This is a genomic window from Paracoccus sp. M683 (genome assembly GCF_007096355.1).
In the GTDB taxonomy this organism is placed as follows: domain Bacteria; phylum Pseudomonadota; class Alphaproteobacteria; order Rhodobacterales; family Rhodobacteraceae; genus Paracoccus.
The window spans coordinates 22,307-43,323 of the sequence record NZ_VKDF01000011.1 but is presented as its reverse complement, the minus strand read 5'-3'; the positions used below and the strand labels follow the sequence as shown (position 1 = coordinate 43,323).

Annotated in this window: 21 protein-coding genes and 1 tRNA gene; 7 read left to right on the top strand and 15 right to left on the bottom strand. The window is 63.0% G+C overall.

The genetic code is table 11. The features are described 5' to 3' along the window. Positions 1 to 8 precede the first annotated feature (8 nt). The gene (locus FNJ84_RS16965) at positions 9 to 989 is read left to right on the top strand and encodes a methyltetrahydrofolate cobalamin methyltransferase (protein WP_143794495.1); all 981 of its coding nucleotides are present in this window, start codon (positions 9 to 11) and stop codon (positions 987 to 989) included. A 25-nt stretch (positions 990 to 1,014) separates the two neighbouring features. On the opposite strand, the gene FNJ84_RS16960 is transcribed toward FNJ84_RS16965, so the two are convergent. The 9 genes from FNJ84_RS16960 to FNJ84_RS16920 all read right to left on the bottom strand — a co-directional run bounded on the left by FNJ84_RS16960 (position 1,015) and on the right by FNJ84_RS16920 (position 10,781). Then, on the bottom strand, positions 1,015 to 1,785 hold the full coding sequence (locus FNJ84_RS16960; protein WP_143794494.1) for an enoyl-CoA hydratase-related protein: 771 nt from the start codon (positions 1,783 to 1,785) through the stop codon (positions 1,015 to 1,017). A gap of 116 nt (positions 1,786 to 1,901) precedes the next feature. Continuing rightward, positions 1,902 to 2,195 carry a hypothetical protein gene (locus tag FNJ84_RS16955; RefSeq protein ID WP_185968577.1) on the bottom strand — a complete coding sequence of 98 codons (294 nt, stop codon included), beginning with the start codon at positions 2,193 to 2,195 and terminating at the stop codon, positions 1,902 to 1,904. A 2-nt stretch (positions 2,196 to 2,197) separates the two neighbouring features. Further along, entirely contained in the window at positions 2,198 to 2,665 is a 468-nt protein-coding gene (locus FNJ84_RS16950; RefSeq protein WP_143794493.1) for a cytochrome c-type biogenesis protein, read from the bottom strand. Then, the gene (locus FNJ84_RS16945; protein ID WP_143794492.1) at positions 2,662 to 4,623 is read right to left on the bottom strand and encodes a heme lyase CcmF/NrfE family subunit; all 1,962 of its coding nucleotides are present in this window, start codon (positions 4,621 to 4,623) and stop codon (positions 2,662 to 2,664) included. Before FNJ84_RS16945 ends, FNJ84_RS16950 begins: the two co-directional genes overlap by 4 nt. A 96-nt stretch (positions 4,624 to 4,719) precedes the next feature. Further along, positions 4,720 to 5,268, bottom strand: coding sequence for a holin family protein (locus tag FNJ84_RS16940; protein ID WP_143794491.1), 549 nt, complete (start codon positions 5,266 to 5,268; stop codon positions 4,720 to 4,722). Beyond that, positions 5,259 to 5,870, bottom strand: coding sequence for a holin-associated N-acetylmuramidase (locus FNJ84_RS16935; RefSeq protein ID WP_143794490.1), 612 nt, complete (start codon positions 5,868 to 5,870; stop codon positions 5,259 to 5,261). The genes FNJ84_RS16940 and FNJ84_RS16935 overlap by 10 nt, the downstream gene beginning before the upstream one ends. A gap of 149 nt (positions 5,871 to 6,019) precedes the next feature. Beyond that, entirely contained in the window at positions 6,020 to 6,469 is a 450-nt protein-coding gene (ccmE, locus tag FNJ84_RS16930; RefSeq protein ID WP_143794489.1) for a cytochrome c maturation protein CcmE, read from the bottom strand. Between the two features lie 18 nt (positions 6,470 to 6,487). Next, positions 6,488 to 7,300 (bottom strand): glutamate racemase, encoded by an 813-nt coding sequence (locus FNJ84_RS16925; protein WP_143794488.1) that lies wholly within the window; start codon positions 7,298 to 7,300, stop codon positions 6,488 to 6,490. Positions 7,301 to 7,376: 76 nt separating this feature from the next. After that, positions 7,377 to 10,781, bottom strand: coding sequence for an indolepyruvate ferredoxin oxidoreductase family protein (locus FNJ84_RS16920; protein WP_143794487.1), 3,405 nt, complete (start codon positions 10,779 to 10,781; stop codon positions 7,377 to 7,379). Between the two features lie 163 nt (positions 10,782 to 10,944). Between FNJ84_RS16920 and FNJ84_RS16915 the strand changes: the two genes are divergently transcribed. Further along, a complete protein-coding gene (locus tag FNJ84_RS16915; protein WP_143794486.1) occupies positions 10,945 to 11,850 on the top strand; it encodes a LysR family transcriptional regulator in 906 nt (301 codons plus the stop codon). Positions 11,851 to 12,167: 317 nt separating this feature from the next. On the opposite strand, the gene FNJ84_RS16910 is transcribed toward FNJ84_RS16915, so the two are convergent. Beyond that, positions 12,168 to 13,031: an SMP-30/gluconolactonase/LRE family protein gene (locus tag FNJ84_RS16910; protein ID WP_143794485.1), complete on the bottom strand. Its 864-nt coding sequence runs from the start codon at positions 13,029 to 13,031 to the stop codon at positions 12,168 to 12,170. A gap of 230 nt (positions 13,032 to 13,261) precedes the next feature. Here FNJ84_RS16910 and FNJ84_RS16905 point away from each other — a divergent pair. Next, positions 13,262 to 13,352: transfer RNA gene (locus tag FNJ84_RS16905), tRNA-Ser, on the top strand. A 139-nt stretch (positions 13,353 to 13,491) separates the two neighbouring features. On the opposite strand, the gene FNJ84_RS16900 is transcribed toward FNJ84_RS16905, so the two are convergent. Together FNJ84_RS16900 and pyrH are read right to left on the bottom strand one after the other, a co-directional pair. Continuing rightward, entirely contained in the window at positions 13,492 to 13,743 is a 252-nt protein-coding gene (locus FNJ84_RS16900) for a PAAR domain-containing protein (protein ID WP_143794484.1), read from the bottom strand. A 120-nt stretch (positions 13,744 to 13,863) separates the two neighbouring features. Beyond that, positions 13,864 to 14,598, bottom strand: coding sequence for a UMP kinase (gene pyrH / locus FNJ84_RS16895; RefSeq protein WP_143794483.1), 735 nt, complete (start codon positions 14,596 to 14,598; stop codon positions 13,864 to 13,866). Positions 14,599 to 14,686: 88 nt separating this feature from the next. Between pyrH and miaA the strand changes: the two genes are divergently transcribed. Both miaA and FNJ84_RS16885 read left to right on the top strand, forming a co-directional pair. Then, positions 14,687 to 15,565 (top strand): tRNA (adenosine(37)-N6)-dimethylallyltransferase MiaA, encoded by an 879-nt coding sequence (gene miaA, locus FNJ84_RS16890; RefSeq protein ID WP_143794482.1) that lies wholly within the window; start codon positions 14,687 to 14,689, stop codon positions 15,563 to 15,565. A 138-nt stretch (positions 15,566 to 15,703) separates the two neighbouring features. After that, complete coding sequence (locus tag FNJ84_RS16885) at positions 15,704 to 16,744, top strand: AraC family transcriptional regulator (protein WP_143794481.1); 1,041 nt, start codon at positions 15,704 to 15,706, stop codon at positions 16,742 to 16,744. Here FNJ84_RS16885 and FNJ84_RS16880 read toward each other — a convergent pair whose 3' ends face one another. Then, entirely contained in the window at positions 16,745 to 17,704 is a 960-nt protein-coding gene (locus FNJ84_RS16880; protein WP_221932004.1) for a nucleoside recognition domain-containing protein, read from the bottom strand. A 148-nt stretch (positions 17,705 to 17,852) separates the two neighbouring features. On the opposite strand from FNJ84_RS16880, the gene FNJ84_RS16875 reads away from it, so the two are divergent. Together FNJ84_RS16875 and FNJ84_RS16870 are read left to right on the top strand one after the other, a co-directional pair. After that, positions 17,853 to 18,305, top strand: coding sequence for an Lrp/AsnC family transcriptional regulator (locus FNJ84_RS16875; RefSeq protein ID WP_143794480.1), 453 nt, complete (start codon positions 17,853 to 17,855; stop codon positions 18,303 to 18,305). Positions 18,306 to 18,422: 117 nt separating this feature from the next. Next, positions 18,423 to 18,893 (top strand): hypothetical protein, encoded by a 471-nt coding sequence (locus FNJ84_RS16870; RefSeq protein ID WP_143794479.1) that lies wholly within the window; start codon positions 18,423 to 18,425, stop codon positions 18,891 to 18,893. A gap of 168 nt (positions 18,894 to 19,061) precedes the next feature. Here the strand turns inward: FNJ84_RS16870 and FNJ84_RS16865 are convergent, their stop codons facing one another. Together FNJ84_RS16865 and FNJ84_RS16860 are read right to left on the bottom strand one after the other, a co-directional pair. Next, a complete protein-coding gene (locus tag FNJ84_RS16865) occupies positions 19,062 to 19,829 on the bottom strand; it encodes an RlmE family RNA methyltransferase (protein WP_143794478.1) in 768 nt (255 codons plus the stop codon). Further along, complete coding sequence (locus FNJ84_RS16860; RefSeq protein ID WP_143794477.1) at positions 19,829 to 20,953, bottom strand: Ppx/GppA phosphatase family protein; 1,125 nt, start codon at positions 20,951 to 20,953, stop codon at positions 19,829 to 19,831. The genes FNJ84_RS16865 and FNJ84_RS16860 overlap by 1 nt, the downstream gene beginning before the upstream one ends. Between the last annotated feature and the right edge of the window lie 64 nt (positions 20,954 to 21,017).

Genomic DNA, 21,017 nt, shown 5'->3' with positions numbered 1-21,017 from the left:
GGCCACACATGACCCGCACCGTTCTGGAATCCGCCACCAAGACCGTCATCATCGGCTTTGACGAGCCGTTCTGCGTGATTGGCGAGCGCATCAACCCCACCGGCCGCAAGAAGCTGGCGGCGGAGCTTGAGGCGGGCGATTTCTCGACCGTCGAAAAGGACGCGCTGGAACAGGTGGCCTGCGGGGCGACGGTTCTGGATGTGAACTCTGGCGCGGTTTTCACCAACAAGATGGCCACCGACCCGCGCTATGCCGACAACAACTTTGTCGAGCCGATGCTGATGCCGGAACTGATCAACCGGGTGCAGGCGCTGGTCGATGTGCCGCTGTGCATCGACAGCTCGGTCCCCGGTGCGCTGCAGGCGGGGCTAGAGGCCTGCAAGGGCCGTCCGCTGCTGAACAGCGTGACGGGCGAAGAGGAACGGCTGGAACTGGTCCTGCCGCTGGTCAAGAAATATAACGTGCCGGTGGTGGCGATTTCCAACGACGACACCGGCATCAGCGAAGACCCCGAGGTCCGCTTTGCCGTGGCGAAAAAGATCGTGGAACGAGCCGCAGATTTCGGCATTCCGGCCCATGATATCGTGGTCGATCCGCTGGTCATGCCGATCGGCGCGATGGCGACGGCGGGTCATCAGGTCTTTGCACTGGTGCGCAAGCTGCGCGAGGAACTGGGCGTGAACACGACCTGCGGGGCCAGCAATATCAGCTTTGGTCTGCCCAACCGCCACGGCATCAACGCGGCCTTCCTGCCCATGGCCATTGGCGCTGGCATGACCAGCGCGATCATGAACCCGGTCCGCGCGGCGGAAATGGAGGCGATCAAGGCCGCCAATTTCCTGATGAACCATGACGCCAATGGCGGCGACTGGATCCGCTTCAGCCGGGTGATCGACGCCGTTCACGAAGGCACCCCCTTCCCCGAGGCCGCCGCTGCCGCAGCAGCCGCAAGCGGGGGGCGTGGCGGTCGTCGCCGGGCGCGCGGCTAGAGGACGCGCCCGACCTGCAACCTGCTTAACGCCCGGTGAATCGCGCCGGGCGTTTTTGCAGAAAGGCCTGCACGCCCTCGCTGAAATCGGCGGATTTTCCGGCCTCGCCCTGAAGCCGTGCTTCCAGCTTCAGCTGATCCTCCAGATCATTATCCATCGAGGCGCTGACCAGCGTGCGGATCTTGCGATAGGCGCCGGTGGGGCCGCTGGCCAGCTTGCGCGCCGCCGTCGCCACGCCTTCAGCAAATTCGGCATCGGGCAGCGCCTTCCAGATCAGCCCCCAGTCCTCGGCCTGTTTTGCCGGGATCGCATCGGCAAACAGCATCATTCCCATGGCGCGGGCATGGCCGACCAGACGCGGGATGAACCATGTGCCGCCCGCATCGGGGATCAGCCCGATCCGGGTGAAGGCCTCGATAAAGGCGGCGCTTTCGGCGGCGATCACCACATCGGCAACCAGGGCAAGATTGGCACCGGCGCCGGCCGCAATGCCGTTCACGGCGGCGATCACCGGCACCGGGCAATCGGTGATCGCCCGCAGCATCGGTTCATATTCATCGCGCAACGTGGCCTGAATATCCAGCACCGCCGCCGCATCCGTCAGGTCCTGACCGGAGCAGAAGGCCCGGCCCGACCCGGTCAGCACCACGCATCGGACATCGCGGCCAAGATCCGTCAGGGCCTGCGTGATCTCGGCCCGCATCTGGCTGTTCAGCGCGTTCATGACATCGGGACGGTTCATCACCACCGTGGCGATGCCGTCGCGAATGGAAAACTGGATGGTCTGGAAGTTCATGTAAGTCCCCCTCGGTTTCGCGCCATGATGCGCAATTTGACGCGCGGGGAAAGCCCGGACCAAGCGTCACCTGACGTCAGATCGCATGGACGCGGGGGATCGTCCCGCCCACAGGCCTAGCGATCAGCGACTGGAACGGATTTCCAGTCCTCAAAATCGGCGTAAATTACAGTGAAGGGCCAAATCGGGTCGGTTTCTGGTCGCCAGGTCAGATGCACCTGCGCCACCCGCCCGTCGTGCAGCCGGAACAACACATCGTCGCGGCGAGCTTTCCGCCCGATGGCAACCAGGTCGACGCCGTGCAGGATATGGGCCGGGGATAGTTCGCGCTTCAGCTCTTTCGTCAGGCTTTCGCGTTCACTCGGATCGTCGATCGCGGCCCAATCACCATCCCACTGATGCTTGTCCACGGCTAAGGGCCGTCCTTCATGATCTGATCCAGCCGGGCACGTTCCTTGTCGTCCAGCGGTTCGGCAAGGTCGGGTTCTGCACGCTGGCGACTGCGCAGGAAGGTCCAGCCGACCAGCAGCGCCAGAAGCGCCATGACCGGCCCGGCCAGCCACAGCACAAGGTTGGCCCCGCGCGCAGGCGGCTGAAACAGCACGAACTCGCCAAAGCGGTCGGTGACGGCCTGGATCACCTGGGCATCATCGTCACCCGCCTCCAGCCGCTCGCGGACGTAAAGGCGCAGGTCGCGGCTGATCGGGGCGTTGGATTCGTCGATATTCTCGCCCTGACAGACCGGGCAGCGCAGCTTTTGCGAAATCTCTCGGGCGCGGGACTCCAGCGCGGGATCGTCCAGCACTTCGTCGGGCTGCACCGCCAGCGCCATGACCGGCATCAGCACCAGCAGCAGGATGGTCGCGACCAGCCGCCTCATTCCGCTGGCACCGCGTTGACGGGCGCGCGCCGGGCACCTGCGGCCACGCGGTAACGCCGATCGGAAAGACTGATCATTCCGCCAAGCGCCATCAGGATCGCCCCTGCCCAGATCCAGTTGGCGAAAGGCTTCACATAGGCCCGCACCGCCCAGCCTCCGCCCACCTGCGCATCGCCGATCACCACATAGATGTCGCGCAGGAAACCGGTGTCGATTGCGGCCTCGGTCGTGGGCATGGCCTGCACCGGATAGACCCGCTTTTCGGGATGCAGGGTCGCAACGGTCCGGCCATCGCGGGCAATCTGGATCGCTGCCATGGTCGAGATGTAATTCGGCCCCCGTATCTCATCGACGGATTGCAGGGTCATCTGATAGCCGCCCACCTCATAGGGTTCGCCGATCTGTGCCACGCGGATATCCTCGACCTGCCAGGCGGTCAGCAGGGCCACCCCGATGAACGTGACGCCCAGTCCCGAATGCGCCACCGCCTTGCCCCAATCGGCGCGCGGCAGACGCAGCAGCCGCGACAGGCCCGACTTGCCGGTGCGAAAGATCAGTTCCGCCGCCGATCCGGCGATCAGCCAACTGCCAAGCCCCGCCCCGATCACCGCGACGGCAGAATGCCCCGTCGACATCGCCCAGATCAGCAGGGCCATGGCGGCAGTAAAGATCAGCGCTCCGCGCAGAGGCCGGATCACCCGCCCGAACTGCGCCCGCTTCCACGGCATGATCGCGCCAATGGGAAGCACCATCGCCAGCACGATCATGAAGGGCGTGAACGCCTGGTTGAAGAAGGGCGCGCCCACCGACAGCTTGCGATCCCAGAAGAACTCGGCCACCAGGGGCCAGATCGTGCCGATGAAGACCACGAAGGCCGAGACCGCCAGCAAGATATTGTTCAGCACCAGCGCGCCTTCTCGCGAGACCGGGGAAAACACGCCCTTGGCCGCCATTGCCCCCGCCCGCGCGGCATAAAGCGTCAGCGCGCCGCCCACGAATACGGCAAGTATACCCAGGATGAACATGCCTCTTTCCGGGTCGTTGGCAAAGCTGTGAACCGAGGTGATGACGCCGGACCTGACGATGAATGTCCCGATCAGCGAAAAGCCGAAGGCCAGGATCGCCAACAGGATGGTCCAGCTTTTCAGCGCCTCGCGCTTTTCCACCACAATGGCCGAATGCAGCAGCGCGGCCGACAGAAGCCAGGGCATGAAGCTGGCATTTTCCACCGGATCCCAGAACCAGAACCCGCCCCAGCCCAGTTCGTAATAGGCCCACCATGACCCAAGCGCGATGCCCACCGTCAGAAACAGCCAGGCTGCCAGGGTCCAGGGCCGGACCCAACGCGCCCAGGCCGCATCCACCCGCCCCTCGATCAGCGCGGCCACGGCAAAACTGAAGGACATGGAAAGCCCGACATAGCCCAGATACAGAAACGGCGGATGAAAGGCCAAGCCCGGATCCTGCAACAGCGGGTTCAGGTCGCGCCCGTTGAAAGGCGGGCTTCCAAGCCGCAGAAACGGGTTCGAGGTGAAGATGATGAATGCGTAAAACGCCGCGCCGATCGCCGCCTGCACGGCCAGCACTCGCGCGCGCAGCGTCGGCGGAAGGTTCCCCGAAAACACTGCGGCCGCCGCTCCGAACAGCGCAAGGATCACCACCCACAAAAGCAACGAGCCCTCATGGTTACCCCAGACACCCGTAATCTTGTATAGCATCGGCTTGTCGGTATGGCTGTTCTGATAGACCAGCTTCAGCGAAAAATCCGAGGTGACGAAGGCCACGGTCAGCGCCGCGAAGGAAATTCCCGTCAGCCCGAATTGCGCAATCGCCGCAGGACGCGCGCTGTCCATCCACGCGGTCAGCCCCCGCGAGGCACCAATCATCGGCACCACCATTTGATACAATGACACGGCAAAGGCGAGGATCAGGGCGAAATGGCCAAGTTCGGCGATCATGGGGTCCTCCGGCGGTTGTTGCCTGATACCTTAGCATGCAAGAAAGGGGGGAACAGTCCCCCCTCTTGACGCAGCCTGTCAGATTTGCGTGTGGTTTCAGGCCAGGCTGGCTGACCAGTCCTTCAGCGCAGGATTGTCAGCGAAATCATCGTCCGGGCGCTGATGGGCCAGCATGACGCCGGTGTCGGGCGTGGCCATCCCCCCCGAGGTCGGCTGCGACCTTGGCCCCGTCCAGGCCGGAATGCCGCCGCGATTGCGAAAATGATAGGCCTCGCGCGCCCCGAAATAGAAGCTGACGATAGCCCCCAGCAGCCACCACAACGGTTCTGGCACCAGCGAAAGGCCCTGCATCCGGGTAGAAAACCCCATCGGTTCTACCATGGCATAGATGAACAATCCGACGACGCCGATGGTCATGACCGGCCTTGGCATCCGGTTCAACCCGTTCACGAAACTGTCGAACCAGCCTGCACGGGCGACCTGAAACTCCTGCCCCATCTGGCTGATGGCGCGGGCATAGGCCTCTTCGTCCAGTTCCATCCGGCGGGTGACATTCTGGGTAAAGACCTCGGCCATGCCCGTTGCCGCCTGCCCCACGGCGGTCACGGTCGGCGCCATGCCGATGAAACGGTCGATCATGCCCATCTTGCGGTCCTTTCCCGATGTTGCGCGGCGCTGAGGTGATATTTCGGCGCCATGAATTCCTCGGCCCGCGTGATCCAGCCACCCTTGCCGCCATCCTTCCGCCGGGCATATTTGCGACTGGCCGGGCGCTGATCGGCCAGCGCATAATAATAATTCCGCCGCGCGATCCCGTAAGCATCCGCCAGATGACGCGGCGCCGCGGCCGCAGCGGCCTGCACGGCGGCAATGGTCTTAGGCCCCACCGCCCCGTCATCATCGCAGGCAAAGCCCATACGGCTGACCAGCCGTTGCAGGATCTTCACCGCATTGCTGCCCGCATTCACATACATATCGAAAACGCTGGCCTGCACCGTCTCGGGCAGCTCCGCGATCCGGGGCCGTCGGAAATAATGCTCGACGAAAATCTGCGTGGCCTGCGCCCGCGTCAGCGCCCGCACATCGGCAATATCCACCCGCCCGTCGCGGTTCAGATCCTTGCCCAGCTTGCGCATGGTGCCGATGGTGACACCGTAATTCGTGGCGCCGCCGGGATCATCGGGGTCATTCACGAACCCCCCTTCGCGCGCCACGATCTCTGTGGCGATCTCCTCAACGCTTGGCATCCCAACCCCCATTCGCGTGAAATGGGAAGCAGCCTGCCAAAGCACGATTAACCCGATGTTAACCGACCGTGCGTTGCATCATCCGTGCTCAAATATCCTGCAGGGGGTCTGGGGGACGCAAAGTCCCCCAGCCATCGCGGGACGCAAGTTCAGGAGTTCGGGTCCTTATAAACCCCGGTGGCCTTCAGCGTATCGACGACCTCTTTGGGCATATAGGTTTCATCATGCTTGGCCAGCAGGTCCTCGGCCTCGAAACGCCCGCCGCGATAATATCCCTTGGCGATGGTGCCCTGACCTTCCTTGAACAGGTCCGGGCGCGGATCGCGGCCGACATAGCGCACCGGCACCTCGGTCGCGCCATCTGTGATCACAAAATCAAAGGCCACGCCATCGGCATTGGCGATGGACCCTTCCTTGACCAGCCCGCCCAGCTGAAAATATTCTTCCGGCCCAGGCGCGCTTTCGGCCAACTGGCTGGGCGAGCGGTAAAGGTTGATGCCGTCCCGAAACCCGTAACCGATCAGCACCACGGCCACGACCAGCGCCACGGCCGCCGCAATCAGAACCTGAATACGGCGCTGTTTCTTCAATGATTTCATGCCAGACATCGCTATACCTCAAGCAGATTCAAAGCGGATCCGACTACGCAGGAATTGCGTGGCCTTGCCCGACACGCGCACCGGATCGCCGGTGGTCAGGAACTTGGACTCCGCCCCCGTTCCCAGCATCTCGGGGTGCCGGACCAGATAGTCAGCCAGACTTTCCGCCACCAGACCGGCCTGCGAATAGACCTTCACGCCCGGCCCAAGCGCCCGCTGAAACGCATCTTCGACCAGCGGATAATGGGTGCAGCCCAGGATGGCGGCTTCGGGGTGGGGCATGCGGCGCAGCAGCGCCTCGACATGGGATGTGACCAGCGCCTCGGCCAGAATTTCATCGCCCTGCTCGATGGCATCGACCACGCCGCCGCATGGCTGCGCCTCGACATCCACGCCGACGGCGCGGAACGCCAGTTCCCGCTGAAAGGCGCGGCTGGCCACGGTCGCGGGCGTGGCAAACAGCGCCACATGCTTGACCGACACCTCGCGCGGGGGCGAGTTGTCGCCCCAGTGACGCTCGGTCAGTGCCTCGATCATCGGCACGAAAACGCCCAATACGCGCTTGTCAGCTGGCAGCCATTTTTCCTGAATGCGGCGCAGCGCGGCGGCGGATGCGGTGTTGCAGGCCAGAATGACCAGATCGCAGCCCTCGTCCCAAAGCCGTTCGACCCCCGCCGTCGTCAGGTCGAAAATATCCTCGGCGGTGCGAACGCCATAAGGCGTATGAGCATTGTCGCCGTAATAGACCAGCGGCAGGTCGGGCAGCCGGGCGGCAATGGCCTTGTGAACCGTCAGCCCGCCCAGACCGCTATCGAATACACCAACCGCCATGCCATCACTCCTTTGCGCTGCGGGGTTGTTTTAGGCCCCGCAGCGGCATTTGGAAATGGGGCCTTTGGCCAATGGACTATTCCGCCGCTTCACGCATCGGCGCACCACCCGACCGGAACTGCGCCAGCAGTTCCACCCGACGCGCCGCCGCCTCACCCTCGGCCTTTTCCTTGACCGGGCCATAGCCGCGAATGTTCAGCGGCAGTTCGGCCAGTTCCACGGCGATGGGCATGGTGGCGGGCGTGACCTTGGCGATCACCTCGGCCATGTCACCCGCATATTGCTTGATCGCGGCGCGTTCGCGGCGACGTTCGGGGAAATAGCCAAAGACATCCAGCGGCGTCCCACGCAGTTTGCGCATGCTGGCCAGAACCTTGAACGCAGGCAGCACCCAAGCCGCCGAAAATTCGCGCTTCAGCGGGCGGCCATCGGCATCCTTGCCGGGCAGCATCGGGGGCGCCAGATGGAAGCTCAGCTTCACATCGCCGTCCCAAGTGGACGCGACCTGATCGGCGGTCGACAGATGCAGCCGCGCGACCTCGTATTCGTCCTTATAGGCCAGCAGCTTGTAGTAACCGCGCGCAACGCTTTCGCGCAGTTCCTCGGGCGCGCTGTCGACCAGCATGCGGAACTTCCGCGCCAGACCCTTGCCCTGATAACCGACCAGCCGTTCCTCGCGGTAACCGATCGGATCGGGCTCATGCGCGGGCGCCTCGCCCGGAATGGTCGACATTTCACGCGCCTCGGCCGGGAAGGCCACGGCCCACCGCCCGATCAGGAAGGCGCGCTGGTTTTCCGCGACCTTGGCGCCGTTCAGGCGGATCGCCTCAAGAATGGCTTCCTCGCTCAGCGGCAAGAGACCCGCCTGCCACGAGGCACCCAGCACCAGCATGTTGGAATAGATCGAGTCGCCCAGCAGCCGCAGCGCCAGATTATTGGCGTCGAAGAAGGTCACGCGATCCTTCAACCGCGCCTCAAGCGACAGCCGCAGACGGTCCGAGGGCACCTGGAAATCGCGGAAGCGGGTGAAATCGCCGGTGATGATCTCGTGATCGTTCACCACCGCGCCGGTGCGGCCGGTGGTCATCAGCCCGATGGTCTTGGCGCCGGCCGTTACGACCAGATCGCCGCCGATGATGCAGTCAGCCTCGCCCACGGCGACGCGGATGGCGCTGATATCCTCGGGCTGGTTGGCAAGGCGCAGGTGGATATGCACGGCGCCGCCCTTCTGGGCGAGACCCGCCATTTCCATCATGCCGGCGCCCTTGCCGTCGATATGGGCGGCCTGCGCCAGCACGGCGCCGATGGTCACGACCCCGGTGCCGCCAACGCCGGTGATGACGACGTTATGGGTGCCGGTGATCGCGGGCAGAACCGGCGCGGGCAGATCGGGAATGTCGAAAGCCGTGGCCTCGGGCTTTTTCAGCTTGCCGCCCTTCACGGACACGAAGCTGGGGCAGAAGCCTTTGACGCAGGAGTAATCCTTGTTGCAGGACGACTGGTCGATCTTGCGCTTGCGGCCCAGTTCGGTGTCCTCGGGGACGATGGACACGCAGTTCGACTGCACGCCGCAATCACCGCAGCCTTCGCAGACCTCGGGGTTGATCCAGACGCGGCGGTCGGGATCGGGGAACTGGCCCTTTTTCCGGCGGCGGCGCTTTTCAGCCGCGCAGGTCTGGATATAGAGGATGGCCGAAACGCCCTTGGCATCCTCCAGCTCGCGCTGGACGGCCATCATCTTGGCGCGTTCCTCGAAGCGCAGGCCCGAAGGGAATTGCTTGCGGTCGATATCCTCTTTCTCGTCATAGACGACGATGAGAGGGTTCACGCCCATGGCCGTCAGTTCGCGCGCGATCTGCGGCGCGGTCAGCCCGCCCTCGTTCGGCTGGCCTCCGGTCATGGCCACGGCATCGTTGAACAGCACCTTATAGGTGATGTTGGTGCCCGCCGCCAAAGCCGCGCGAATGGCCAGCGAACCGGAGTGGTTATAGGTGCCATCGCCAAGGTTCTGAAACACATGGCCACGGGTCGAGAACGGCGCTTCGCCGACCCAGTTCACGCCCTCGCCGCCCATATGGGTAAAGCCGTTCGTTTCACGGCCCATCCACTGCACCATGTAGTGACAGCCGATCCCGGCATAGGCGCGGCTGCCCTCGGGCAGGCGGGTGCTGCTGTTATGCGGGCAGCCCGAGCAGAACCACGGCGTGCGGGTGGCAATCTCTGGGGCGTTGTCATTGCGGCGCACCTCGGTCAGGCGGTCCATGCCGGCCTTGATGCCTTCGGTGCCGCGACCTTCCTCGATCAGGATGCCGCCCAGCTTTTGCGCGATCATCACCGGGTCCAGCGCATAGCGCGTGGGGAACAGTTCCTCATGCGTGCGGTCATGCTTCCAGCCATGGACACGGCGGCCGTGGCGATTGTCGAAGATGGCTTCCTTCAACTGCACCTCGATCAGCTTGCGCTTTTCCTCGACGCAGACGATCAGGTCCAGATCCTCGGACCATTCCTGGAAGGATTTCATGTCCAGGGGCCAGGTCTGGCCGACCTTGTAGGTGGTGATGCCAAGCCGGTCGGCCTCGGCCTCGTCAATGCCCAGCAGAGACAGCGCGTGGACCAGATCCAGCCAGTTCTTGCCCGCCGCGACAAAGCCGATCTTGGCGCCGGGCTTGCCCCAGACCTTGCGGTCGATGCGGTTGGCGCGGGCAAAAGCCTCGGCCGCCCACCGCTTATAGTCGATCATGCGGGCTTCCTGCCCGACCGGGGTATCGCCAAGGCGAATGTTCAGCCCACCCTCGGGCAGCTTGAAATCGGGAATGCTGAAATCCAGCCGGAACGGGTCGCCATCGACAACCGCCGTGGCCTCGACCGTGTCCTTCATGGTCTTGAGGCCGGTCCAGACGCCGGCATAGCGCGACAGCGCGAACCCATAAAGCCCGTAATCCAGAATTTCCTGCACGCCAGCGGGCGACAGCACCGGGATATAGGCGTCGATCATCGCCCAATCCGACTGATGCAGCACGGTCGAGCTTTCGCCGGTATGGTCATCGCCCATCGCCATGACCACGCCGCCATGTTTCGACGAGCCGGCCATATTCGCATGCCGCATGACATCGCCCGAGCGGTCAATCCCCGGACCCTTGCCATACCACAGCGCGAAAACGCCGTCATATTTGCCCTCGCCACGCATCTCGGCCTGCTGGCTGCCCCAGATGGCGGTTGCGGCCAGATCCTCGTTCAGGCCGGGCTGGAAGGTCACGTTGGACGCGGCCAGACGCTTGCCTTCCTTCATCATTTGCAGATCGACGCCACCAAGCGGGCTGCCGCGATAGCCGGTCACCAGACCGGCCGTGTTCAGCCCCGCCTTCTGGTCGCGTGCGTGCTGCATCAGCATCAGCCGCACCAGCGCCTGCGTGCCATTCAACAGCACATGGCGCTTCTCCAGATCGAAACGGTCGGCCAGCGAAAATTCCTGCTTGCTCATCTGGCGGTCTCCCCCAACGGCTTGATGATTTCTTGGGCATTATAGGTCATAATTGCTGACCAATGAAGGAAAAACTTCACAACTCACGGCTATTGTGAGAATGAGGGTCGGATTTTACGACATGCAAATTTTGCATCATCGGCCACGCAGGATTGTAGCAGCGATGGATTGGGACAAGCTAAGAATATTTCACGCGGTTGCCGACGCAGGCAGCCTGACCCATGCCGGAGACACGCTGCACCTGTCGCAATCCGCGGTCAGCAGGCAGATCAGGGCACTGGAAGAATCGCTTGGCGTGACCCTGTTCCACCGCCATGCGCGCGGACTGATTCTGACCGAGCAGGGCGAATTGCTGTTCGAGGCGACCTCGTCCATGGCACGCAAGCTGGATGCCGCTGCCGCCCGCATCCGTGACAGCGAAGAACATGTCTTTGGCGAATTGAAGGTCACCACGCCGGTCGGCTTCGGCACGCTTTGGCTGGTGCCGCGCCTGCCCAAGCTTTACGAAAAATACCCCGATCTGAAGATCGAGCTGCTGCTGGAAGAACGCGTTCTCGACCTGCCCATGCGCGAGGCCGACGTGGCCATCCGCATGAAGGAACCCAGCCAGTCCGACCTGATCCGTCGCCGGTTGCTGAACATCCGCATGCGGCTTTATGCGTCCGAGGAATATCTGGCCAAGAACGGCACGCCCCCCAGCATCGAGGACATGGGCAGCCACCGGCTGATCTGCCAAAGCCCCAGCACCCCGCAGGTCAGCGCCGGCGCCGTCCTGACACAGATGCTGCTGGCCCAGAAGCTTGGCTCGACCCTGATGGTGAACAACTATTTCGGGGTCTTGCAGGGCGTTCTGGCACATCTGGGCATCGGCGTTCTGCCCGATTACCTGACCGCCGATTTCGACGGGCTGGTGCGGGTTTTGCCGGAAATCGAATCCGGCGATGTCCCGGTCTTTCTGGCCTTCCCCGAAGAACTGCGCCAGTCGCGCCGGGTCATGGTGTTCCGCGACTTCGTTCTTGAAGAGATCCAGTCCTATCGGAAATGGCAAAGCGAATCAGGCATCCTGTAATCGGCGCATGCAATAACAGGACAGGGGCCGGCCAGCGTGCCGGCCAACACTTTAGTCGCAGGCAGCCGATGAAAACCGGCGCGATCTACAACTTTAGCGTGTAGCTATTCGGCAACTGCATGGCGGCTATGCTGCACATGCAGCATGAATAAACTTGCAGTTTAAGCAATCTGCCCATAAATCTGGCGGTGAGGGCATGAGGCGGCTTTGCCGCTGGCCTTCAACCTCCCTGTTGGACTTAGGCCGGGCTTCGTGCCCGGCTTTTTTTTGATCAGCCAGACAATAACGGGAAGTTGATCCGCTGGCAACAGCGCCGGTCAGTTCAGTTTGACCCGATATTCGGCCTGGCCCGTCGCCTGAAGCCCGTCGATCACGAAGGTCATGCCGTCCGATGGACCATCCTGCCCCTCTGCCGCCGTGGTGATCATCAGGCGATCCAGATCGGCACCGATAAATGCCGGGCATGTCGTCTGCCTTGCCGGCACCTCGATCACGCGCCGCATCGCGCCATCCGCGCCATAGCACACCACCCGCGCGGCGCCGAATTGCGCATTCCACAGATTGCCGTCCGAATCGACCACAGCCCCATCCGGCCGCAGCTTTTCCGCCGTCAGGTCAACGAAGACAGCCGGCGGGCCGGCGGGCCAGCCCTCGGCATCAAGGGTCTGGCGCATGATCATTGACGTATCTGTATCGGCGTAATAGGCCGTCCGGCCGTCGGGGGCGAAACAGATCGCGTTCGACACCCCTATCCGGTCATACAGCTTGCGAATCTCGCCCCGATAGAAGCGATAGATCGCACCGCGCTGCCCCCTTGGCTTGTTGATCGACATCGTCCCGATCCAGAAACCGCCCATCGGGTCGGCCCGCCCGTCATTCGACCGCGTCAGGACATTCCCGGCCTCAAGCGGCCACGACTGTCCGATACGGCCCGTCACAAGATCAAAGACGGTCAGCGCCGTCTGCGACGCAACCAGCAGCCGATCCCTGTCAATCCAGCCCGCCGCCGAGACATATTCGTCGAACTGCCAGTGCTGCCGCGCCGAACCATCGACGCCAAGCATCCGCCTGCCCAGAATGTCGAACCAGAAGGCCTGGCCACGTTCGGGGTGCCAGAAAGGCCCCTCGCCCAAGGCACAGCGGCGATCGTCAAAGACAGAGATGGCGGGATCGGTGATCATGGCGGCTCGTCAGTAAATGGATCGGTCGGGATGGCCGCGAACCCGCATTCGGGCAAGCGATCCTCGACCGATCATAAAAGCCGGCTGGCCCCGAATCCAGCGCCGCGCCAGCGCCCGCGATCAACAATTGCGCGCCCCGGCGCATCCGGCCCGGTTTTCTGCAAAATCAATGCATCAGGGTGGCGACTTCCCTCTTGCCCCTGACGGTCGCGGCAACTAAACGGGTCGACGGAGACGTGGCCGAGTGGTCGAAGGCGCTCCCCTGCTAAGGGAGTAGACGGCTAAACCGTCTCGAGGGTTCGAATCCCTTCGTCTCCGCCATCATCTTTTACGACTGGATGGTTTTTTCTGAATGCTGCCGGACTGGCGGCATCTCAGTCGGCTTCGGCCGATTTGCCACGGGCATGGCGACCGACCGGCCCAAAACAGGGCGTCAGGTGCCTACAGCGACGCCCCGCCTTCAGGCTTTCGACTGCGATCCCTCGGCGATCATTCCGCCATGACTGGTTTTCGAACCGAGGATGGCCGCCGGTTTCCCATCGACAAGGAACGCGTCGCTGCCAGTCAGGATCACCGCCCCGCACGCCGTCTTGTCGCCCACTGCCGCGATCGGCCGCGTGTCGCAGGTGGAACGGGTCGCAACCTCGGCGATGACGTTGGTGCCATGAATGGGGCAGATGTGGCGGTCGCCAAGACGGGCGATGGGCTTCATGGTGCATTCCCTTCAATCAAAACAGGGCATTTTTCGAACGTGGATTTCAGACCCGGCAGCGAAGCCCCCATCGTCCGACCGCGACCCGCCCGCACCGGAAGGGTCGCCGCCGGCATCGAATCAGCCGTGAACGCGGGTATAGGTGCCGGTGCCTTCCAGAATGCCCCGGAAGCCGCCCGGTTCGTCCAGCGAAAAGACGATGATCGGCAGGTCGTTGTCACGGGCCAGCGCAATGGCCGAGGCATCCATCACCCCCAGGTGCTTTTGCAGCACCTCGTCATAGGTGACGGTCTCGTAGCGCTTGGCATCATCGAATTTCTTCGGATCCTTGTCATAGACGCCGTCGACCTTGGTGCCCTTGAAGATCGCCTCGCAGTTCATCTCGTTCGCGCGCAGCGTGGCGGCAGTGTCGGTGGTGAAATAGGGGTTGCCGGTGCCGGCGGCGAAGATGCAGATCCGCTTCTTTTCCAGGTGGCGCACAGCGCGGCGGCGGATATAGGGCTCGGCCACCTCATCCATGCGGATGGCACTGATCACGCGGGTATGGATGCCCTTGGCCTCCAGCGCCGATTGCATGGCCAGCGCGTTCATGACGGTGGCCAGCATGCCCATGTAATCTGCCGTCGTGCGCTCCATCCCCTGTGCGCTGCCTTGCAGGCCACGAAAGATATTGCCGCCGCCGATGACCATGCAGATCTCGACGCCCAGCTTGTGAACCGATTCGACCTCGTCGGCGATGCGGGCGACGGTGGGCGGGTGCAGGCCGAAATTCTGGTCGCCCATCAGCGCCTCGCCAGAGATTTTCAGCATGACCCGGTCATAGCTGATGGGCTTGGCCCCTTTTGTGTCACTCATGGCGCGGCCCCCGGCTGGTTTCATTGCGCCGCAAAATGTCGCAAAAGCGTGGCATATTCAACCACTGCCCCGCCCCCGAGCGCCACCCATGACCAAGTTCGACCTTCGCCATATTGATCCCGACCGACATCTTCTGATCGCCGGCCCGACCGCCAGCGGCAAATCGGCGCTGGCCATGCAGGTGGCCGACCAGCAGGGCGGGCTGATCGTGAATGCCGATGCCCTTCAGATCTGGTCCAACTGGCGGGTGCTGACCGCCCGCCCCTCGGCCAGCGACGAAGCTGCCCTGCCCCATGCGCTTTACGGCCACATCACGCCGGGTCGTGCCTATTCCGTCGGTGACTGGCTGCGCCAGGTGCAGGCGCTGACGGATCAGCGGCTGATCATCGTCGGCGGCACCGGCCTGTATCTGACGACGCTGACCGAGGGGCTTGCCTATGTGCCGCCCATACCACCCGCCATCCGTGCCCAAGGCGATGGCCTGCTGGCGCGTCCCGGTGGCCTGCTGGACATGGTTGCCGCGCTGGATCAGGCGACGCGCGAACGCATCGACACCCGCAACCCCGCCCGCGTCCAGCGCGCTTGGGAGGTCCTGACCGCGACCGGACGCGGGCTGGCGGATTGGCAGGCCGACACCACTGCCCCGCTGATCGGCCCCGATCAGGCCACGCGCATCCTGTTGCAGGCCGATCGCGACTGGCTGGCCGACCGGATTGCCCGGCGGTTCGACCTGATGCTGACCGGCGGCGCGCTGGACGAGGTGCGTGATGCCGTTCCCATCTGGCAGCCGGGCGCGCAATGGACGCGGGCCATCGGGGCACCCGAACTGATCCGCCATCTGCGCGGCGAACTGACCCTGGCCGAGGCGCGTGAGTTGGCCATCATCGCCACCCGGCAATACGCCAAGGCGCAGCGCATGTGGTTTCGTGGCCGGATGAAGTCCTGGCAACCGCTGATGGTCGGCTAAGGTTCCGCTGTTGGCTGGCTGTTGGCTGGCAGGCACATCACCCCGGCCAATTACCCGGCCCAAGATCGAAATCTTTTTACAAGACCGGGTTTGTAGGCAATAATCCGCCTATGACTTGCGCCTTGTGGAGTATCGTCAATGTCGGTTTCGGGATCCCGTTTCTTCAGAACCGAATTTCCCTTTACCCCCAGTCGGTTCAATGTTGATCCGCAGGGTGGCACATCACTGGTTTCGACTTCTGACCTGGTCAATCCGGGCATCAGTTCAGGGCGGATCGCAGGCCATCGGCCCGACCAGACCGGCAATAATTCGCCACCACCCGATGGCGACCTGTCCTTGCGGGGCATGCGGGCCCCCTCAGCACAGCGTCGACAGATACGAGGCAGGCAGCAAAAACTGCGCCTGATGCCGCTGGAGGGCTTTGCCTGGGGCAGCCGCACCGCCGTTCCCCGACCTCGCACAAGGGGCGAACATGTGGTGCTTTTGATTGCCCAGGGCGCGCTGCAACTGGACTTCCCGCGCATTCGGCACAGACTGGCGGCCGGCAGCCTGTATTTCATCCCCCTCGGCACGGCATTTGCCGCCATGCCATTGGCCGGTTGCAGCGGATATGTGCTGCTGATCGCGCCCGACCTGACCCGCGATCTGGCGCATGCCTTTCCTGACAGACCGCTTGGCGGCATGATCGAGCGTGGCGACGGCGCGCTGCACCAGATGCTGCACGACCTGGCCGAGGAATCGCGCGGCGACGCCCCCGATGCACCAAGCGCCATCCAGTGCCACCTGACCTTGCTGGCCTTGCGGCTGGATCGGTTGCAGCCCGGTGCGCGCCATTTCGCAAGACTGATGCAGAACGATCCCGACCTGCCCCTGGCCGAGCGCTTTGCCGAACTTGCACGCGACCGGCTTGCAGATGGCAGCACCATCGCCGATCTGGCAGATGCCCTTGGCGTGACCACGACCGCGCTCGATGCCGCCTGCCGCCACAAGCATGGCAAGCGCGCGGTCGAACTGTTGCATGACCTTCGCCTTCTTCGGGCGGTGCAATTGCTGCGCGACACGCGGGAAAGCCCGGCCCGGATCGCGCGGCTGCTGGGATATTCCAGCCTGGCCCATCTCAGCCGCGCTTTTGTCACCGCAACCGGGCGCCTGCCCGAACAGTTTCGGAAAAGCTGCTGATCAGGCCGTCCCGCCATCGCTGCCCGTCACGGCCGGCGACCGATCACGCGCCACCGGGAACAGCCAACGGTGAAACACCCCCGACGGCAGGCGATCGACGATCCGCATGACCAGCGCCGTCGCGACGATCGCAAACAGCAGCCGTCCCCACAACACCGCCATCCCATCGGCACCCAGAGCCATGACAATGGCTGTATCCTCGATCAGGCTGTGCGAGAATCCCATGAACACACAGGCGCCGAAAATCTGGCGAGGAGGGATGCGCCCGCTTTGCGCCTCTTGGATCATCAGGCCGCCGCCATAGGTCACGCCCAGAAATGTGCCGATCACCGCGAAATAGCGCGCCTCGCCACGGATGCCGGCCAGCCGCAACACCGGATCGACGATCCGACCCAGAAGATCTATCCCGCCGGTCAGGCGCAAGATCTCCATCGTCCAGCCCAGCAGCAGCAGAATCACCAGCATCCACCCCATCGTTTCGGCCAGGCCCAGCAGAAAGCTACCCCAGCCCTGGATCTGCGCCATCGGCTGCCAGATCGCGTCAAGCGGTCGGTCCAGCCAGCCGGACGCTGCGCTGAGCTGATACAGGATCGCGGCATAGAACATGCCGCCGCCGACGCGGATCAGGGTCGAGGCGATCAGCCCCGGACCTGCCCGCCGGATGATTGCCTGTTCGATCGGCAAGGCATGGGCGAACAGCAGCAGCGCCGAAAAGATGGTGATGTCGGCCACGCTCAGCTGACCCGCAGGAACCAGCGTAAAGATCAAGGGGATCGCACCGAAAAACCCGACAAGCATACCCGTCAGCCAGGCCAGCCCCAGTTCCGGCGGCAACCCGTAAAGCGACATCACCGGTTCGAAGGCCGGTGCGATCGCGGCGATGACGCCAAGCCGGATCAGAACCTCGGTCAGCAGCACGATGGGCAGAATCAGCCGCAGAAGACCGGCATATACCTTCAACAATTCCAACGTCTTAAGACGAAACCGCGCAAATATTGACATGGCAGAACCTTAAGATGATTTCCCCCTGCTTGCCACAAAGCAGATGACAGATGTGGTCAAAGATTGCAGAATGATGCAATAATATTGCACGCCCTCGGAACAGCCCATGGACCGCATCGACCGCCATATCCTGAACCTGATGCAGCGCGACGCCTCGCGCACGAATGCGCAACTGGCGGATATGGTCGGCCTGTCGCCATCCAGCTGCCTGCGACGGGTGCGGCGGCTGCGTCTTTCGGGAATGATCGACCGGGTCGTCGCGATCCTGAATCCGGCACGGGCCGGCCGCGCGATCAAGGCCGTCATCACGGTCGAACTGATCCGCCATGGCGACCAGCAGCAGCGCCAGTTCCTGCAACTTGCCATCGCCGAGGAGGCCGTGACCCAGGCCTATGCCGTAACCGGCCAGACCGATGTTGTGCTGATCATGCAGCTGCGTGACATGGAAGAATTCGACGCCATCTGCGAGAGACTGTTCCGCGAAAAGACGAATGTCGCACGCTTCTATACGATGGTCGTGATCCGCACCGCCAAAGAGGAAACCGCCATCCGGTTATGACCAGCAATCGGATCAGAAAAATCCGGCCGGCAATCGAGATGCCGACCTCGTACGACAAGCCCACTGTGACCCCGACCGCCGACGTTTCGCATCTGCCATCATCAAGACGGAGAAGCCGTGACCTATGATATGATCCGTCTGGCCAGCAATGCCCAGTTAGATGACAAACGGGGAACGTTGTACTGGATCGTGCTTCGGGTAAACGATCTTGAGACACGGCTTCAGCAGGACATTTCCCGTTACGAGAAAGCCTACTCCAAGTATTATGATCTTCTCACATGCGCCGCACAGAAGGCCCTCGAATACCGTGCGTTAGTCGCTTTTCAAGATCGGCTTCATAACACGCCCCGGGGTAAAGCACCGATCGAGATCGGTGCAGGCGAATTACCGTTATCATTTAATGAAGACAAGTTTGCAGGCAACTTCCTTTGGCTGGAATGTCTCGTCTGCGGAGCATCAAGCCGCCCTTCTCAGACGATCATACGCCCATTTTCGGATGACGAAGGTATGCAATATTACGGTCAATTGCGGTGTTGCCCCTGCGGTCAGCCGATCGCCTACAAGACAGAGGGCTACCGAAGACCTTGAAGTGTCTGGCGGCAGCGCCCGCCGGACAGTCTCCGATGACATGGTCAGATATTCTGAACCCATTGCGCGTCGCAAAGATGCAAGTCGGTCCAGGGTCCCATTGCAAGCCTCCCTGCAATGAAAACCCTTGGTCACTTTTCAGAACACAGCGAAATCTCAGGAGTGCGCCTATAGCGGTGCGCCGGCTTCTTCGCCGTCGGGCCGGCCCCGGAACCCCTGCGCCACCACGAATTTCTCGGATGAATCGCTGCGGCTTGCCGGCGGTTTCACATTGGCGACCTTGGTGAAATTGCGCTTCAGCATCGCCTGCATCTCGGTTTCGGCGCCACCGGCCAGAACCTTGGCAACGAAGGTGCCACCCGGTTCCAGCACGTCAAAGGCCAGCGCCGCGGCGGCCTCGACCAGCGCCACGATCCGCAAGTGGTCGGTCCCCTTGTGCCCCGACGATGCGGCGGCCATGTCCGACATCACCACATCGGCCCGCCCGCCCAGCCAGTCCTTGACCTTCTCATCGGCGCCATCTTCCAGAAAATCCAGCTGATGAATTTCTGCGCCCGCGATGGGATCGACCTCTTGCAGATCGACGCCCAGAACCCGGCCAATGGCTTTACCCGATTTTTCGCCAAGCGCGTTCACGCGGGCCACGGCAACCTGACACCAGCCGCCTGGCGCACAGCCCAGATCGACCACCCGCGCGCCGGGCACGAGAAAGCGATACTTGTCGTCCAGTTCCAGGATCTTGTAGGCCGCCCGCCCGCGATAGCCCTCGCGCTTGGCCCGCGCGACGTAAGGGTCGTTCAACTGCCGTTCCAGCCACAGCTTACTGGACAGCTTGCGCCCCTTGGCGGTCTTGACCCGCACCTTCAGGTCACGCTGGCCGCGACCGCTGGTATTTCCCTTGGCGCTGCCAGAACCGGCGCCCGTTCCTTTGGCCATCAAGCCACCCCGTTCAGTCCCTCGGGTGTCAGCACCCCGTCGCGCACCATCTGCGCATAAAGCAACCCCTCGCGCAGGCCGCGATCGGCGACCGACAGCCGGTTCGTCGGCCACAGCCGCATCAGCGTCTGCAAGATCGCCGCGCCCGACATGATCAGCGCGTGGCGTTCCCGGCCGATACGCGGATCCGAGCGGCGCCCCTCTGGTCCCATGACCAGATACGAATGAATCACCTTGTCGATCTGATCGCTGGTCATGGTCAGCCCGTCAACCTTGGTTCGGTCATATCGACGCAATCCCAGATGGCTGGCCGCAACCGTGGTCACCGTCCCCGAAGTGCCGATGATCTGAAAGTTCTCGTCCGGCGAGCCATCGGCATAGGTGGCGAAATCGGACAGCATTTCCTCGAAATACCAGGACATCAGCGCGAAACGGCCCTGATCATCCTCGACATCGGCGAACTGGTCACGCAGCGTCGCCACCCCAAGCGGCACGCTGATCCAGTCAACCACGCGCGCGCCACCGGGCTGCGGATTGCGAAAACCGTCACCCAGACGCATGATTGCGCGGGCACGTTCCGAAGGTTCCACATCCTCAAGGTCGATCCAGACCAGTTCGGTGGATCCTCCGCCAATATCGACGATCAACAGCTGCTCGGTGGCCAGATTGACCAGCGGCGCACAGGAAATCACCGCCAATCGCGCCTCTTCCTCGGCGTCGATGACTTCGACCGGCAGACCGGTTTCGCGCTGAATCTTGCGCATGAAGTCGCGCGAATTGCGCGCGCGCCGGCAGGCCTCGGTCGCGACCAGGCGCATATTGCTGACGTTATGCGTTTCCAGCTTGCGGCGGCATACCTGCAAGGCATGGACCGTCCGCGCCATCGAACTGCGCGACAGACGACCCGAGGCTTCCAGTCCGTAGCCTAGCTGCACGGGCTTGGAAAAACTGTCTATGACCTGAAACTGATTGCCACGCGGTCGCGCAATCAGCATTCGGCACGAATTTGTTCCAAGGTCCAGCGCCGCATAAAGCGGTTCCTCCTCGGTATGGCGGGTGACAGATGGCTCAACCGGCTTAATCTTCGGGAACGCGTCCTCACCCGCAGGACGCCTGGGCGCCATGATACACGCCCTCCGATAACAACTTGCTGTCAAGGTAGCGTGCCCCCCGCCCTCGTTCAAGGGC

Bases quoted from the DNA above. Each gene is read 5' to 3' on its own strand.
- FNJ84_RS16910 (WP_143794485.1), bottom strand. From the start codon at position 13,031: ATGATCACCGATCCCGCCATCTCTGTCTTTGACGATCGCCGCTGTGCC.
- FNJ84_RS16945 (WP_143794492.1), bottom strand. From the start codon at position 4,623: ATGATCGCCGAACTTGGCCATTTCGCCCTGATCCTCGCCTTTGCCGTG.
- FNJ84_RS16860 (WP_143794477.1), bottom strand. From the start codon at position 20,953: ATGGCGCCCAGGCGTCCTGCGGGTGAGGACGCGTTCCCGAAGATTAAG.
- pyrH (WP_143794483.1), bottom strand. From the start codon at position 14,598: ATGAGTGACACAAAAGGGGCCAAGCCCATCAGCTATGACCGGGTCATG.
- FNJ84_RS16865 (WP_143794478.1), bottom strand. From the start codon at position 19,829: ATGGCCAAAGGAACGGGCGCCGGTTCTGGCAGCGCCAAGGGAAATACC.
- FNJ84_RS16920 (WP_143794487.1), bottom strand. From the start codon at position 10,781: ATGAGCAAGCAGGAATTTTCGCTGGCCGACCGTTTCGATCTGGAGAAG.
- FNJ84_RS16935 (WP_143794490.1), bottom strand. From the start codon at position 5,870: ATGCCAAGCGTTGAGGAGATCGCCACAGAGATCGTGGCGCGCGAAGGG.
- FNJ84_RS16885 (WP_143794481.1), top strand. From the start codon at position 15,704: ATGTCGGTTTCGGGATCCCGTTTCTTCAGAACCGAATTTCCCTTTACC.
- FNJ84_RS16965 (WP_143794495.1), top strand. From the start codon at position 9: ATGACCCGCACCGTTCTGGAATCCGCCACCAAGACCGTCATCATCGGC.
- FNJ84_RS16950 (WP_143794493.1), bottom strand. From the start codon at position 2,665: ATGAGGCGGCTGGTCGCGACCATCCTGCTGCTGGTGCTGATGCCGGTC.
- FNJ84_RS16940 (WP_143794491.1), bottom strand. From the start codon at position 5,268: ATGGGCATGATCGACCGTTTCATCGGCATGGCGCCGACCGTGACCGCC.
- FNJ84_RS16900 (WP_143794484.1), bottom strand. From the start codon at position 13,743: ATGAAGCCCATCGCCCGTCTTGGCGACCGCCACATCTGCCCCATTCAT.
- ccmE (WP_143794489.1), bottom strand. From the start codon at position 6,469: ATGAAATCATTGAAGAAACAGCGCCGTATTCAGGTTCTGATTGCGGCG.
- miaA (WP_143794482.1), top strand. From the start codon at position 14,687: ATGACCAAGTTCGACCTTCGCCATATTGATCCCGACCGACATCTTCTG.
- FNJ84_RS16915 (WP_143794486.1), top strand. From the start codon at position 10,945: ATGGATTGGGACAAGCTAAGAATATTTCACGCGGTTGCCGACGCAGGC.
- FNJ84_RS16960 (WP_143794494.1), bottom strand. From the start codon at position 1,785: ATGAACTTCCAGACCATCCAGTTTTCCATTCGCGACGGCATCGCCACG.
- FNJ84_RS16875 (WP_143794480.1), top strand. From the start codon at position 17,853: ATGGACCGCATCGACCGCCATATCCTGAACCTGATGCAGCGCGACGCC.
- FNJ84_RS16925 (WP_143794488.1), bottom strand. From the start codon at position 7,300: ATGGCGGTTGGTGTATTCGATAGCGGTCTGGGCGGGCTGACGGTTCAC.